Below are 14,835 nucleotides of genomic sequence, written 5' to 3'. Positions count from 1 at the left end.
AACCGATTAAAGCCCCCACACAAAATGCATACAAACGACAAAAAATTACCACTAAAAGGGTAAACAAAAAAACAAAAAACCACACAAAAAACACAAAAACACTTCAACAACCCATAACCCCTCAAAACTAAAAAACAAAGACGAACGAGCCGTTAAAACAAAAAAGAAGGGGAAATAAGTCAACTTTTATCAGAGCGTGTTACCTACTAAACTCACTTCAGGAAGCCAGTCTTCCTTCCAAGATCCTCGAATGCATCAATCACTAACTTGAGGTCTTCCTTAGTGTGGGCTGCTGAGGGCTCAAGCCTTATTCTAGCTGTTCCCAGGGGGACTGTTGGATAAACTATTGCCTGGGCAAAGATGTTGTACTCCTCGAATAATCTCCTTGAGAATTCCTGGGCAAGTTTCTCATCGTATAACATTACTGGGGTAATTGGGTGCTTTGTGTTTCCTAAATCATAGCCAAGGTCCCTAAGTCCCTTCTGGAGGAAGTGGGTGTTGTCCCACAACTTCTTAACCAAATCGTCACTCTTCTGGAGTATCTCAACTGCAGCTATTGCTGCAGCGACGTCGGGTGGATTTGGAGCACTTGAGAATAGGAATGGCCTAGCCCTCTGCTTGAGGTATTCAATTGCCTCCTCTGGACCAGCTACATAACCTCCTATAACACCAAAGGCCTTACTTAGTGTACCCATCTCAAAGTCAACTTTATCGTGTAGGTTGAAGTGGTCTACAATTCCCCTTCCGTGGCTTCCCAGGACACCCTCACCGTGGGCATCGTCAACGTAAACTATTGCATCGTACTGCTCAGCGAGCTCGACTATCTCTGGAAGCGGAGCTAGGTCACCGTCCATTGAGAATACTCCATCTGTAACAATGATTTTCTTCTTCTTGTCCTTGTTCTCCTCTAACTTCTTCTTAAGGTCCTCCATATCCAAGTGTTTGTAAATAACCTTAGGAGCTCCACTCAGTCTCATTCCATCTATAATACTTGCGTGGTTTAGCTCTTCACTTAAGAATACACCGTCCTCACCCTTTCTTAGGAGGGCACTTATAGCTCCAAGGTTAGCGTTGTAACCGCTCTGGAAGAGTATTGCTGCCTCTCTCTTCTTGAACTTAGCCAATTTTTCTTCAAGCTCCACGTGGAGATCCATAGTTCCAGCTATGGTTCTAACGGCACCAGCACCAACTCCATAGTCGAGTATGGCTCTTATGGCAGCCTCTTTAATCTTGGGGTGTGCAGCTAAGCCTAGGTAGTTGTTAGAACACATGTTCAGAACTTTCTTTCCATTCACAATAACCCAGGGGCCCTGGGCACTTTGAAGAACTCTAATTGTCACGTAAAGCCCCTTCTTCTTAAGTTCCTCAAGTTCTTCCCTAATCCAATCAAGCTTTCCCATAGAAACCACCATGTAAATACAAAATTTTACAAGTATAAAACTTTTTGGCCAAACCGAAAAGCATTTATTAAAGCTTTCGAGCGTAAAGGAATGGGAGAGAACAATGATTGAAAGAGTAAAGGGAACAAGAGACTTTTTGCCAGAGGAGATGGTCAAAAGAAGATGGGTTTTTGAGAGAATACGAGAAAGATTTGAAACTTATGGCTTTAAAGAGGTTTTAACTCCAACCATGGAATATACAAAGCTCTTTGAGCTTAGAAGTGGAGAAGAAGTTGTTAAACAGCTCTACGCGTTCAAAGACAAGGGAGGAAGAGATGTCTCACTAAGGCCCGACATGACGTCAAGCGTTGCCAGGCTATATGTTAATATGTTCCAGACCGCCCCAAAGCCAATAAAGTGGTATTACATAGCAAATATGTTTAGGTATGAAGAGCCCCAAAGTGGGAGGTATAGGGAATTCTGGCAGGCTGGGGTTGAGCTAATAGGAAGCGATAAGGTCGAGGCTGATGCTGAGGTAATTGCACTCTTCGTGGAGAGTTATTTGGCAACTGGACTAAGAGAGTTCACAGTAAACATAGGGGATAGGATTTTGCTCGATGAATTCGCGAAAATGCTTGGTGTTAAGGACGATATTGGGCTCATGAGGATAATAGACAAGAAAGACAAACTTCCTCAAGAGGACTTCATTAATGCCTTAAAGGAATTTGGATTAGATAAGAATGGAATAGAGAAAGTTTTAGAGTTAATCAACATAAAGGGGAAACCAGATGAAGTTCTTCCACTAGCTGAAGAATTATTTACAAGTGAAGTTGCAAAGAACGAGATCAATAGGCTGTACGCACTCATAGATCTTCTAGAGGCTTACGAAGTTAAAGACTGGATAAGGATAGATTTAGGAATAGCGCGCGGATTCGACTACTACACTAGTATAGTTTTCGAGGCCATAGCTCCAAACGATCTTGGAATTGGCTCAATTGGTGGAGGAGGAAGATACGACAACCTCATTGAAGTGTTTGGAGGAAAACCAACGCCAGCAACGGGCTTTGCAATAGGAATTGAAAGGTTAATCCCAATATTGGAAGCAAAAGGCCTCATTCCTGAAGTCCAAATTGCTCCTGACGTATATGTTGTCCCAATTGGAGAAAGGATGAAAAAAGTTGCCATAAGAATAGCAACGAGCTTAAGAAAATCAGGAATTAAAACGGAGATTGAGCTGATGGGAAGGAAGCTCAAAAAGGCAATGGACTATGCAAACAAAGTAGGGGTGAAGAAGACAATCATTGTTGGAGAAAAAGACTTGGAAAGGGGAGTCGTTACTGTTAGGGATATGGAGAGTGGAGAGCAGAACGAAGTGAAAATTGATGACATAGTTGAATTCATGAAAAATGCTTTAAAGACATGAGATGAGCTTATTTTGAATGATGAGCGCCATCCGATACTGAGGGCATGATGACCGGATTCCTGGCTGATCTCATTTTCTCTTTTTTAAGCACTCCTCCAGAGTCTCCAAGAGCTCTTCTTCAGAGTCAAACTTCATTATCAGTGAGAGGAGCTTTTCACTAATTTCGTTCCTCCTAAGGGCCATGTTTATTTTTTGTCTAAGTTTCTCAGCTTCTTCACTTTCCTCTCCTTCCAACTCTTTTAGGGCTTCCAGAAGCTTCTCCCTAGTTTCTCTTATATTATCCATAATGTTATCATAGAATGCCGAACTTCTCCACTCACTGAACGTTTTAGTTGCAACAAAATACACCTTCCTATCTCCCGGTTTCTTAATTCTCCTAACGAGACCAACGCTCTCCAAAACTTTCATTGCTGAGCTCACGTGGGAGAGAGAATATCCCGTCAATTCAGAGATATCTCCCAGGCTAAGGGGGTCTTCTGAGAAAAATAAGGCCCCATAAATATAACCAATTAGCTCACTCTGTCCAAGCCTTCTAGCGGTGTTTGCATATAGCTCCAAGATTATCTTCTTAGCCTCCTCAATACCCATGCTCTCACCGCAATGTTTTTAAGATTCCTAAAATATAAAACTTTCGGAAAATTCCGAAAGTTCGGTGAGAAACATGTTGAGGAAAATAGCTGAAATAATAGTTGTCTACAGGCATGCTCTTGCAGTAATAGCGATGTTCCTCTTAGTGCTATCTGGTTATGGATTAACTCAGCTAAGGTTTGAAAGTGATTTATCTAAGCAACTTCCCGAGGATTTAGAGGCAGTTAAAGATTATTTCGCCCTTCAAAACGAGTTTAATGCAGGAAGTTCAGCCCTAATATATGTCAAGATTGAGAGTACGAAATCTGTTGTAGATGTTAGGGATCCCAGGGTTATAGAGGCCATATACAATTTAGAGCAAAGATTAAAGGAGAGGGAATACGTTACCAGCACATTCAGCATAGCCGACCTCTGTGTTCAGATTTTAGGAAGACTGCCCAGGAGTATCGAGGAAGTGAACTTCGTTCTCAACTTCTTACCTCCAGAAGCAAAGAACGGTTTGATTAGTGGTGACTATTCTTCAACTCTCGTCATAGTTGAAATCAACAGAGAAAGAAATCAGGAAACGTTAGTTAGAGTTTACAATGAGATAAATTCAGACATAGAGAAAAGCAACTTTCCTGATGGCGTAAAGGCTATTCTAACTGGCGACCTGGGAATAACTTATAGAATACTTCAAATGCTCCAAAGTGACATGAATAAGACAATGGCAGTAGCTGGGGCAATTGTTGTATTTCTCCTCCTGTACTTTTACAAATCACCGGTGAGAATGTTCATACCACTAATTCCACTGATATTCGGTGTTGTCATGACCCTAGGGTTCATGGGACTTTTAGGAATCCCCCTTGATATTGCAACTAGTACTGTTGGGGCAATGATAATAGGAATGGGAATAGACTATGGAGTTCACATCACCAACAGATACTATGAAGAGAGGAACAGGGGGAGATCCCCAGAAGAGGCGGCTGAGGAAGCTATTGCTGAAACTGGGAAGGCTCTCCTGGGAGCTGCTTTAACAACTATTGCTGGGTTTTTGGCCTTATCGATCTCAATTCTTCCATCACTAAAGATGTTGAGCGTAACTCTAACCATGGGACTTGGGTTGGCAGCAATAAATGCAGTAATAATAACTCCATCCCTCGCGATCTTAGAGGAGGAAATTAGAAGCTTGTTGTTTAAGAAAGAAATTAAGACAAGTATTTCAAGTAGTGAAAGTAAGTTAACAGGGTTATTTAGAAAATGGGGATGGGGGATAAAGAAATTCCCAATAGGAGCTTTAATAGTAGCTTTTATGATCTCAGTAGTTTCTATATATGGATTAAGTCAGGTTACAACGGAAGTTAGGCTGGAAAAGATGATTCCCAGGGGAATTCCTGAGATTGAGGCTTTAACTGACATAAGATCAGAATTTGGGGGCCAAGATGAAATCGATATTCTCGTCAGAGCAGACGACGTTAGGGAACCAGAAATCGTTAGGGCAATTCTAAGGTTTGAAAGAGCAGTCGAGGCCGATTCATACTATAACAATGTATTTGAAAGCGAGAGTATTGCCGATGAAGTTATAGAAAAATACGGATATATACCCAATAGCAAGGAGCTAATAAAAGAGGCTCTCAAAGACTCCAACTTAGTTTTTCCCGATTATAGAATGACAATAATAAAGTTTAAAGGGAACTTCATGGGTGTTACCCAAGAAGATTTCGATAGAATAATGAGATACTTTGAAGAAGAAATTAAGATGAGCGATTTCCCCCCAGGAACGGAAATAAGCTTAGCTGGAGAGGCTTATCTAAACTACGTCTTAAACAATTTAGTGAACAGCGAGCTCAGCAGAATTTCCACAATCGGAACGGTAATAGTTGTCCTTGTCGTATTCATTTTGTTTAGAAAACCTTCAGTCTCAATAGCTATGATAATGCCCATGTTCCTGGGGGCTCTATGGACCATTGGATATATGGGACTCACTGGGATCCCGTTTACTCAAACTTTGGCTGGAGTTGTTTCGATGATAGTTGGGTTGGGAGTTGACTATGGGATGCACATTACCCACAGGTTCATGGAAGAATTTAGAGAAGGAAACAAGACTCCAATAATTACTACAATGGAGAGCGTAGGCCCATCAATCCTTGTGGGGGCCCTCACCACAGCGGGAGGATTTTTGGCATTACTTTCCGCTGACCTTACCGCAATTCACGACTTTGGGAAGGTTTTGGCCGTGGGAATCTTTGCCTCAATGTTATCTGCTTATCTCGTTACCCCTGCAATACTCCAGTTAGAGTTTGGAAAAAAGATAGGAGGTGGGAGAAGTGAAAAAGATTAGTCTTATACTCATCGCTTTAATTGGCCTCTCATTATTGTCTCCAGTAATTGCCCAGGAAGACATAGCACGAAGAAACTACACAGCAACTGGAGGAGATCTTTTATATGAGGGCTATATGAACGTTGGGGATTACCTCCTAATAGGTCCATTAATGATAATTTTCAAAGAGACAGTATACGATATCAATGAGAACAAATGGAAGGCTGTGTTTCTAGCATTTGATGAGGACATGAACCCAGTGGGGCCAAATCTAACTGTAATATATATTCCAGATGAAGAAAAAGTATCACAATTACTCTCAAATGTAACATTCTTAAGGGCCATGGCCGAAACTCTCGGCTATAATCCCGACGACCCTACAGAATTTGCCCAATTCCTCCAATGGCTCTCTACGGCTGATGAAATTGAAATTTGGGAAGCTATAGTGAAGACCATAGAAGAGCACCCTGAATTAGGAATAGAAGTAGAGGACGTATCAAAACCATATACAATCCCAAATGCCGAGCCGATAGGAGTTAATGAAACTGCAAAAATTGAATACAATGGAAAAACTCTGTATATTACAGTTGTTCAGGTATATCCAAATGGAGCAAAAGTCAGCATCAGCGGGCCAGTTGAGTGGAGGGTTTCCCTGGTTCAAGGATTACTGCTCTCGAAAATTGAGTATCCAGGAAAGTTAAAGCCTGGAGAAATATTCGAGATAAAAGTAAAGCTGAAGAACATAGGTGCCAGAAAAGTTAGGTTCGTCACTGCAATACTCTCACCAACTCCCATCATGCCCACACTTCCCTCTAGCCAAACCCAAAATGATATCTCCACAGCACTTCCCCAATTGGCCTCTCAGACCGGAGTACTGCAAGGAGCTCTCTACCCACTAGAAACAATGTACAAGTACATAGATCTCATAGAGCCCGGAGAAGAAGTTGAGCTGAGCTTCAAGTACAAAGTCAATGAAAATGCAAGGCCAGGAGATTACCCAATTTACTTGTCCGTAATATACTTTGTCTACACTTCAGGCCAGTTGCTTGAACAAAGAACTCTCTACGATTCTGCAGTCGTCACAATAAGGAAAGATTATGAGGCCCACTTAACTCTTAAAGACGTTTCAGTCCCTAAGATCGTTCACCCTGGGGAAGATTTCAACCTAACATTAACGTTTGAAAATTCTGGTAGGGATACGGCAAAAGAAATCGTAGGAAAGATTTTAGTTAGCGCAGAACCAAGTGATATTTCAATGCTTACAGGAGCAAATATCTTAACTTCACCATTCAACCCAGTAACTCCCGATTCATTCTACAAAAACTTCCTTGAGCCAGGCGCTAGCTTTACTAAAACCTTCACCTTACACGTAAATGAAGATGCGAGTACAGGGACTTATCCCATTAAAATCAAAATTGAATACTATTCTGGAAATGAGGATTCCAAAATATCTCAAGAGTTCACGCTAGCAATTACTGTAGTTAGAAAGAGGGAAGCCTTCATAGAGATAGAAAACGCGACTACAATTCCTGAAAAAGTTGAACCTGGGTCAACATTTACACTAGTTTTAGCGCTAAAGAACAAGGGAGAGGGATATGCAAAAGGATTGGAGGTTAAAATAGAACCAATAGAAACTCAAATCCAAAGGGAAATTACCAAAGTAGACTTGTCTCAGCTTTCCTCTTTCCCAATACCTCAGGGTGAGCTACTCTCGGAGAATTTGCAAAAGGCAATAAACCAATTGATAGAGAATTTAGGAACCGAAGAATCTCAAGTATTCCTTCCGATAGGAGAGGACAACGTCAAATACAACGGAATAGTACTGCCAAATCAAACTGTTGTAGTGACATTTAGGTTAAAAGCCAACAGCAGACTTGAGAGTAATATTTATCCCGTAAAGCTTCGTCTAAGGTATGTAACTTCTCCAGATGATAAGCTAATAGAGGATGATAGAGTTGTTGGAGTAGAGGTTACTGGAATGGAGAGAATAATAATTTCGAAAGTTCTAACATCTCCAAGCAGGGTGCTCCCTGGGTATGCAGATGTAGTGGTGAGCTTCAGCGTAGAGAATGTGGGAAGCGGAGAGGCAAGATATGTAATATTAACACCAGAGCCAAGGTATCCCTTCTCCTTAAGCGAAACAAGCGATAAGATAATCAATGCAGGAACATTAAGACAAGGAGATTCATACCAAGCTTCTTTCAAGGTAGATGTCGACAAGAACGCGAAGCCTGGAGAATATAAAATACCAATTCTGGTTACCTATAAAGACCCAACTGGGACTTATAGGAACATAACCCTCTACGTCCCCATAATAATAGAGGAGAAACCGAACATCATCATTGAAAACGTTACGTTTAACCCAGAACCAGTGCAAGGAAGAGATGTTAACGTTTACGTTACGCTAAAGAACATTGGAGGAGAAAAAGCTGAAAACGTTATAATCGAAGGTGTTGTTAAGTCATCACAGCCGTTCTCAATTATAAAGAGGACTGACTACGTCGGAAATCTACATCCAAATCAAACTGGCCAGGGAGTGATAACACTCTCAATAAGCAGAAATGCAATTCCAAAAGATTACATAATCCAAATAAGGATTAGAGCAGTTGGCGATAGAGAAAAAGGAGACGACAACGTTTATACTTTTGAATACTCAATAAGCATCCCAGTAAAAGAGAACACTGAAACGCAAAGTAGGCTAAGGTTATTAGCCACAATTTCTGGAATCCTTGCCATAACAATTGCCGTGTTTATCTACTTAAAGAGAAGGTCAAAGTGACGGAACCCTTATAGCCCAATTTTTTATTCTTTCTTTCAATTTTAACCCAATTAGGATACTAATAACTAGGTCAACCCCCACAAGGAGCACTTTTGTAGCAATTTCTGTAGTTGAAATTTTAATGAAGGGGTTCGCATATCTTGTCACAACGTCAATAACAATCCAAAATCCTGGGAGCATTAGCAGGGCTGTAACGTAATACCAAAGGTGGAAGTTTCTCCTTAGATAACCTTGAATTATCTTCCCAAGAGCTATTATTCCAAGACCAAGTATAAAATAGAAGTTGAGGGCATTTATGTATATTAGCAGAGCTATTAGCTCGTTCGAGGGGATGCCCCCAATCATGCTCTCAGCAATGCTTTCAATAGTTAAATATACCTTTATCGCACCCACTCCAATAACAATCAGTCCAGTTAGACCTGCTATGAATGTAATGAACCCTCTACTAATCATCTTAGCAATTGACTGGATTGGTCTGAGTTTAAACCCTTTAACAAAGAAATATCCTCCCACAAGCAACATTATGAAGCCAGTAACGACCGAGGAAACAATCTGAGTGCTTGCTGGATAGCGGAGTGAAATAAGCTTTGCAAGTCCAAACAATAAAACTATCATTCCTGGGATCCCCACAAAAACTTTGGAAGCTTCTGGATCGCTTAGGAGTTCCTTTAGATATCTCACAATTATGTACCACGTCGTCTCTATCCCAGGGCTCTGCTTAACAACGACCCTTCTGCTACTTATTATTGGAACCTTCGAGGAGATAATTGGAAATATTTGCTCATCCTCGGCCCCATCCGTTACGGGAATAACACCGTCTGCCGGAAACACTTTAAGGACTTCCTCAAGTTGTCTTGACAATTCAAGGTCACTCTTCACGCCGACAGAAGGGTGTCCAGTTATTAAAGCCACTTCAACATCTTCAAACTCTCCACTTCTCTTCAACTCATCATAGAGTTTTATTGCGGCAAAAAGAGTATTTGCATCACTATCCTCTGGATCAGCTAAACTTAGCTTTACAGCAGCATCTAGACACTTCTCTCTACCTATAACTGGTCCATTAACTCCGGCCTTTACTCCAAAGTCATTGTCTCTATCAATAGCCAGGATTAATACCTTCATTTCTTCACCTTCTCAATCACAGATTTTACCTTATCCTCCATTTTCCTCTCTTTATCCCTTCTATCATCAATCTTTATGTGGGTAACAACCCTCTTAACTCCCAATTTAAACATTAATTCATGAGCCTCCCCCACAATCTTCAACCCTTCCTCCACACTCCCGACCTCAATAATTGTCCCCATGGGGGTTAACTGATATTTAACACCTTTCTCCTCTAAAAGCTTTATAGCTTCTGCTATGTACTTACTCACACTTACTTCCCCCAAAGGAATAAGAGAAAACTCGATGATTACAGCCATAGTCTTTCACCGAGATATATAATGTGGAAACCTTAAAAGGATTTATCCAAACACATGATGGGGAATTATGTATGTTCAAAATTGATAGGCTAAGATTTGGAACTGCTGGAATACCTCTTTCTACTCCAAAACCTTCTACAATAGCTGGAATTGAAAGGGTTAGAGAGCTTGGACTAGATGCCATGGAGCTTGAATTTGTGAGAGGAGTAAATATAAGGCCCGAACTGGCAAAGAAAATAAAATACGTAGCAAAAAAGAACGACGTTGTTTTAACAGCGCATGCCCCATACTACATAAACTTAAACGCCAAAGAGAAGGAAAAAGTGGAAAGTAGCAAAAGGAGAATTATTCAGAGTGCAGAAAGGCTATATGAGGCAGGAGGATGGAGCGTAGTTTTTCATGCTGGCTATTACTTGAAAGAACATCCAGAAAAGGTTTATCAGAAAATTGAAAGCACACTAAAGGATATAGAGAGAGAATTAAAGGACAGGGGAATAGAAGTCTGGCTGAGACCTGAGTTGACGGGAAAGCCGACCCAATTTGGAGATCTGAAAGAATTAATTAAATTAAGTCAAAACCTAGAGCTTGTTCTTCCCGCAATAGACTTTGCCCATGCCCATGCGAGGAATAAGGGAAAGTGTAACTCTGAAGAAGAGTGGAGAGAGATGCTAGCTTTAATTGAAAACGAGCTTGGGAGAGAGGCATTAGATAACATGCATATTCACATAAGTGGAATTGAATACACAGAAAAGGGAGAAAAGAGGCATCTCAATCTAGAGGAGAGCGATCTTAAATGGGAAGATCTACTCAAAGTTCTCAAAGAATTTAAAGTTAAGGGCGTTGTAATAAGTGAGAGCCCCAATATAGAAGGGGATGCTCTGCTTATGAAGAAAAAATGGGAGGAGCTAAAAATTTAAAAGTGGTGTGTCTTCAAACTACTCGAAGAGGATTTCTTGAGTGAACAATTTAGAGGGAGGGGAAGAAAAATGAACCCATTTCATGACCTTGAACCCGGGCCAGACGTCCCAGAAGTCGTCTATGCTATAATAGAGATCCCTAAGGGAAGTAGGAACAAATACGAGCTAGATAAGAAGACCGGATTGCTTAAATTGGACAGGGTACTTTACAGCCCATTCTTCTATCCAGTAGACTATGGAATAATACCCAGAACATGGTACGAGGACGATGATCCCTTTGACATAATGGTCATAATGAGAGAGCCAGTATACCCGCTAACAATAATTGAGGCTAGGCCCATTGGATTGTTTAAGATGATCGACAGCGGAGACAAGGACTACAAGGTCCTTGCAGTTCCAGTAGAAGACCCATACTTCAAGGACTGGAAAGATATTGACGACGTTCCTAAGGCATTCTTAGATGAGATTGCACACTTCTTCAAGAGATACAAGGAACTCCAAGGAAAAGAGATAATAGTAGAGGGATGGGAAGGAGCAGAAGCTGCAAAGAGAGAAATCCTAAGAGCCATAGAAATGTACAAAGAGAAGTTTGGAAAGAAGGAGTGATTCTTCTTCTCTCTTAAAATTTGTTTGGAGGAAGAAACATGTACAAGATAGTCACCGTAAAGGACGTCGTGAGGATACCCCCAACAATGTTTACCATGGACCCCAAGGAAGCTGCAAAAATAATCCTAAGGGAGACTTACGAAGGAACATACGACAAAGATGAAGGGGTAATCCTATCAATTCTTGAGGTCAAGGATATCAAAGACGGTATCATAATCCCAGGAGATGGAGCAACGTACCACGAGGTAGTTTTTGATGTTCTAGTTTGGGAGCCCAAGATTCACGAAGTAGTTGAGGGTTATGTAGCTGATGTTATGCCATTCGGGGCATTCATAAGGATTGGCCCAATTGACGGATTAGTCCACATAAGCCAATTAATGGACGATTATGTAGTATATGACGAGAGAAATAAGCAATTTGTTGGCAAAGAAAAGAAATACCTACTTAAAATTGGCGATTTGGTGAGAGCTAGGATAATAAACATTAGTGCGAAGAGCAAAGTCATAAGAGAGAACAGAATAGGACTTACAATGAGGCAGCCTGGCCTTGGAAAATTCGAGTGGATAGAGAAGGAAAAGAAGAAAGAAAAGGAGGAGGGTAAGAAGTGAGTGAAAAAGCCTGCAGACACTGTCACTACATTACTTCAGAAGATAGATGCCCAGTTTGTGGAAGTAGAGATTTGAGTGAGGAATGGTTCGATCTAGTTATAATAGTTGACGTTGAGAACAGTGAAATTGCTAAGAAAATTGGAGCAAAAGTCCCAGGAAAATATGCCATAAGGGTGCGCTGATGTCTGTAATGTTTAAATTACCCCTAAACTTGCGGCAAGAATTAAAGAAACCTCTTGGTGAGCTTATAAAAGGAGAAATTCCAATCCCATATCTTAAGTTAAAAGAAATTGTAAATTCAAACACTCTTATTACCGTGGGAGATGTAGTTACCGAGAACAGCCTGAAGGTAGGATTAAGACCCCGCTTGGCTATTTATGACCATAAAACCGAGAGAAGAGAATATAAGCCCGAGATTGGAGATAAAGGAGTCCTCCTAACAGTTAAAAATCCCCCTGGAACTATTACTCTTCACCTACTAAAAACGATAAAAAAGGCGTATTCCCTCATTAGAAGAGGCACAAATGTTCACATTGTTGTTAATGGTGAGGAGGATCTAGCAGCAATTCCCGCAGTGTTATACGCACCACTTGGAAGTTTTGTTGTATATGGGCAACCCAGGGAAGGCATAGTGCTTATAAAGGTAACTTCTGAATGCAAACGCAGGTGTGCAGAAATTATGAGAAATATGGAGGTGGTTAGGAATGGAGATTAGAATTAAAGAGATCAAGGAAAACAAACTTATCGGGAGAAAGGAGATATACTTCGAAATTTATCACCCAGGAGAGCCCACCCCAAGTAGAAAGGACGTAAAAGGAAAGCTAGTGGCAATGCTTGACTTAAACCCCGAAACAACAGTTATTCAGTACATAAGGAGTTACTTCGGAAGCTACATAAGCAAGGGATATGCGAAGGCATACGACAGCAAGGAGAGAATGCTCTACATAGAGCCCGAGTACATTTTAATTAGAGATGGATTAATAGAGAAGAAGGAGGGTGAGTGAGAATGGGACAGAAGTGGAAGCTCTACGAGATTAAGGATGGGAAAGTTATAAGAAAGAACAAGTTCTGCCCGCGCTGTGGCCCAGGAGTATTCATGGCAGATCACGGGGATAGGTGGGCCTGTGGGAAGTGTGGATATACAGAGTGGAAGAAGTGAAGGTTACGCTTTTTGAGCTTTTTTCAAACCTTATTCTTAGAAAATTAGAAATGTAGAGGGAAGATATAGAGATATACTCAAGGCTTATAGGAAATTCTTGCTAACGGAGGAAGAACTTGTCATTCCTGACATATAGATAGGTATTCATGCCCTTTTCCCACCCCTATTCAGGAGTTTCTGTCTTTTTGTCCCTACACACCACCACCGCAGATTATTTACAATTCTATTTTTAGTCTTATTGGAACTTCACCGTCAGTCCCATATACGAGCAAAACATGAGTGTCTTTCAATTCTTTTGTAGTCTTATTGGAACAGCAAAAATAATCCAGAGGAACAACTACCTTGCAGACCTTTCAATTCTTTTGTAGTCTTATTGGAACACGGCCTTGATCGCAGGAATCTTCGCAATGCTAGTAGCTTTCAATTCTTTTGTAGTCTTATTGGAACGGAGTTCCACCGTTTGTGGCGTCGGTGGTAATATTACTTTCAATTCTTTTGTAGTCTTATTGGAACTGGAGGAAATGCTGAAGACGGGAGGGAGGATAAATGACTCTTTCAATTCTTTTGTAGTCTTATTGGAACTTTTACCAATGGTGCAAGCAGAACGGTAAAAACCCAGCTTTCAATTCTTTTGTAGTCTTATTGGAACAACTTCAAGTATTTCTTCATGATACCAAGAATAAGCCAGCTTTCAATTCTTTTGTAGTCTTATTGGAACTTGGCTTGAAGAGCCCGCGCCCCTCTGGCTGTAGTACCTTTCAATTCTTTTGTAGTCTTATTGGAACCGGCGTAAACTATGTGGTAATAGTTCTCAGCTGCTACTTTCAATTCTTTTGTAGTCTTATTGGAACACGATTTAAGAGTAATATCAAAAGCCTTAGGAAAATTTGACCTTTCAATTCTTTTGTAGTCTTATTGGAACAAGGATTCTCGTCAAGTGTATATGTAGCTCCAGAAAGCTTTCAATTCTTTTGTAGTCTTATTGGAACGCAAGGCTAAACGCAATTGAGTTCTTTACGTTAGCCTTTCAATTCTTTTGTAGTCTTATTGGAACAAAACCAGACGTGAAACAGAGATTATCGACTTGAGAGTCACTTTCAATTCTTTTGTAGTCTTATTGGAACCTTGCTCAGTCTCCACTACATCCGCTTCTATTACACTTTCAATTCTTTTGTAGTCTTATTGGAACATGTCCTTCGTAACTACGTATACTACCTTCACTCTTCTTTCAATTCTTTTGTAGTCTTATTGGAACTTCAAAATCTCTTCTCCCATCTCTAACCACCTCCTAACTTTCAATTCTTTTGTAGTCTTATTGGAACTGGAAAACCTCTACGAACTCAAGAAGGCACACCCCACTTTCAATTCTTTTGTAGTCTTATTGGAACCCACCCTTCCTTATAAACATCCGTTATAATCCGTTCCCTTTCAATTCTTTTGTAGTCTTATTGGAACACAAAAGAATTGAAAGAGCATCAATAATATTGAAATCCCTTTCACTTTCAATTCTTTTGTAGTCTTATTGGAACCGAATATTTCTTCTTCTCTTGTGCTCTCGTAGTCTAACTTTCAATTCTTTTGTAGTCTTATTGGAACTTCACAACACTGTCCTCATTTATCACCCTTAACTCAGCTTTCAATTCTTTTGTAGTCTTA

Annotated in this window: 14 protein-coding genes and 1 CRISPR repeat array; of the genes, 10 read left to right on the top strand and 4 right to left on the bottom strand. The window is 40.6% G+C overall.

All coding sequences use genetic code 11. The annotated features are described in order from the left end of the window. Nucleotides 1–212: 212 nt before the first annotated feature. Nucleotides 213–1,400 carry a glycine C-acetyltransferase gene (locus tag PWP39_RS07870; RefSeq protein WP_011011380.1) on the bottom strand — a complete coding sequence of 396 codons (1,188 nt, stop codon included), beginning with the start codon at nt 1,398–1,400 and terminating at the stop codon, nt 213–215. A gap of 103 nt (nt 1,401–1,503) precedes the next feature. Here PWP39_RS07870 and hisS point away from each other — a divergent pair, with 103 nt between their 5' ends. Continuing rightward, a complete protein-coding gene (hisS, locus tag PWP39_RS07865) occupies nt 1,504–2,802 on the top strand; it encodes a histidine--tRNA ligase (RefSeq protein ID WP_011011379.1) in 1,299 nt (432 codons plus the stop codon). A gap of 69 nt (nt 2,803–2,871) precedes the next feature. Here the strand turns inward: hisS and PWP39_RS07860 are convergent, their stop codons facing one another. Continuing rightward, the gene (locus PWP39_RS07860; RefSeq protein ID WP_011011378.1) at nt 2,872–3,390 is read right to left on the bottom strand and encodes a GbsR/MarR family transcriptional regulator; all 519 of its coding nucleotides are present in this window, start codon (nt 3,388–3,390) and stop codon (nt 2,872–2,874) included. Nucleotides 3,391–3,463: 73 nt separating this feature from the next. Between PWP39_RS07860 and PWP39_RS07855 the strand changes: the two genes are divergently transcribed. Both PWP39_RS07855 and PWP39_RS07850 read left to right on the top strand, forming a co-directional pair. Then, complete coding sequence (locus tag PWP39_RS07855; RefSeq protein ID WP_288073414.1) at nt 3,464–5,710, top strand: hydrophobe/amphiphile efflux-3 (HAE3) family transporter; 2,247 nt, start codon at nt 3,464–3,466, stop codon at nt 5,708–5,710. Further along, on the top strand, nt 5,697–8,468 hold the full coding sequence (locus PWP39_RS07850; RefSeq protein WP_288073413.1) for a COG1361 S-layer family protein: 2,772 nt from the start codon (nt 5,697–5,699) through the stop codon (nt 8,466–8,468). Before PWP39_RS07855 ends, PWP39_RS07850 begins: the two co-directional genes overlap by 14 nt. Here the strand turns inward: PWP39_RS07850 and PWP39_RS07845 are convergent. Both PWP39_RS07845 and PWP39_RS07840 read right to left on the bottom strand, forming a co-directional pair. Beyond that, nucleotides 8,460–9,590, bottom strand: coding sequence for a DUF373 family protein (locus tag PWP39_RS07845; protein WP_011011375.1), 1,131 nt, complete (start codon nt 9,588–9,590; stop codon nt 8,460–8,462). The genes PWP39_RS07850 and PWP39_RS07845 overlap by 9 nt on opposite strands. Further along, nucleotides 9,587–9,889, bottom strand: a complete 303-nt coding sequence (locus PWP39_RS07840) for an MTH1187 family thiamine-binding protein (RefSeq protein WP_011011374.1) — start codon at nt 9,887–9,889, stop codon at nt 9,587–9,589. Before PWP39_RS07840 ends, PWP39_RS07845 begins: the two co-directional genes overlap by 4 nt. A gap of 71 nt (nt 9,890–9,960) precedes the next feature. Between PWP39_RS07840 and PWP39_RS07835 the strand changes: the two genes are divergently transcribed. From PWP39_RS07835 to PWP39_RS07805, 7 genes are all read left to right on the top strand, one after another. After that, a complete protein-coding gene (locus tag PWP39_RS07835) occupies nt 9,961–10,806 on the top strand; it encodes a deoxyribonuclease IV (protein WP_011011373.1) in 846 nt (281 codons plus the stop codon). Nucleotides 10,807–10,875: 69 nt separating this feature from the next. Then, nucleotides 10,876–11,412, top strand: a complete 537-nt coding sequence (locus PWP39_RS07830; protein ID WP_011011372.1) for an inorganic diphosphatase — start codon at nt 10,876–10,878, stop codon at nt 11,410–11,412. A gap of 38 nt (nt 11,413–11,450) precedes the next feature. After that, nucleotides 11,451–12,020, top strand: coding sequence for a DNA-directed RNA polymerase (locus tag PWP39_RS07825; RefSeq protein WP_011011371.1), 570 nt, complete (start codon nt 11,451–11,453; stop codon nt 12,018–12,020). Next, entirely contained in the window at nt 12,017–12,202 is a 186-nt protein-coding gene (gene spt4, locus PWP39_RS07820; RefSeq protein WP_011011370.1) for a transcription elongation factor subunit Spt4, read from the top strand. The genes PWP39_RS07825 and spt4 overlap by 4 nt, the downstream gene beginning before the upstream one ends. Continuing rightward, nucleotides 12,202–12,735: a GTP-dependent dephospho-CoA kinase gene (locus PWP39_RS07815; protein ID WP_011011369.1), complete on the top strand. Its 534-nt coding sequence runs from the start codon at nt 12,202–12,204 to the stop codon at nt 12,733–12,735. The genes spt4 and PWP39_RS07815 overlap by 1 nt, the downstream gene beginning before the upstream one ends. Continuing rightward, the gene (locus PWP39_RS07810) at nt 12,725–13,024 is read left to right on the top strand and encodes a 30S ribosomal protein S24e (RefSeq protein ID WP_011011368.1); all 300 of its coding nucleotides are present in this window, start codon (nt 12,725–12,727) and stop codon (nt 13,022–13,024) included. Before PWP39_RS07815 ends, PWP39_RS07810 begins: the two co-directional genes overlap by 11 nt. Before the next feature lie 2 nt (nt 13,025–13,026). After that, nucleotides 13,027–13,179 carry a 30S ribosomal protein S27ae gene (locus tag PWP39_RS07805; RefSeq protein WP_011011367.1) on the top strand — a complete coding sequence of 51 codons (153 nt, stop codon included), beginning with the start codon at nt 13,027–13,029 and terminating at the stop codon, nt 13,177–13,179. 283 nt (nt 13,180–13,462) lie between these two features. Further along, nucleotides 13,463–14,775: a CRISPR direct-repeat array (repeat unit 30 nt; unit sequence CTTTCAATTCTTTTGTAGTCTTATTGGAAC). Between the last annotated feature and the right edge of the window lie 60 nt (nt 14,776–14,835).

It is taken from the genome of Pyrococcus sp., from assembly GCF_030153625.1.
Taxonomy (GTDB): Archaea; Methanobacteriota_B; Thermococci; order Thermococcales; family Thermococcaceae; genus Pyrococcus; species Pyrococcus furiosus.
This window is presented reverse-complemented; position numbering and strand designations above follow the sequence as displayed.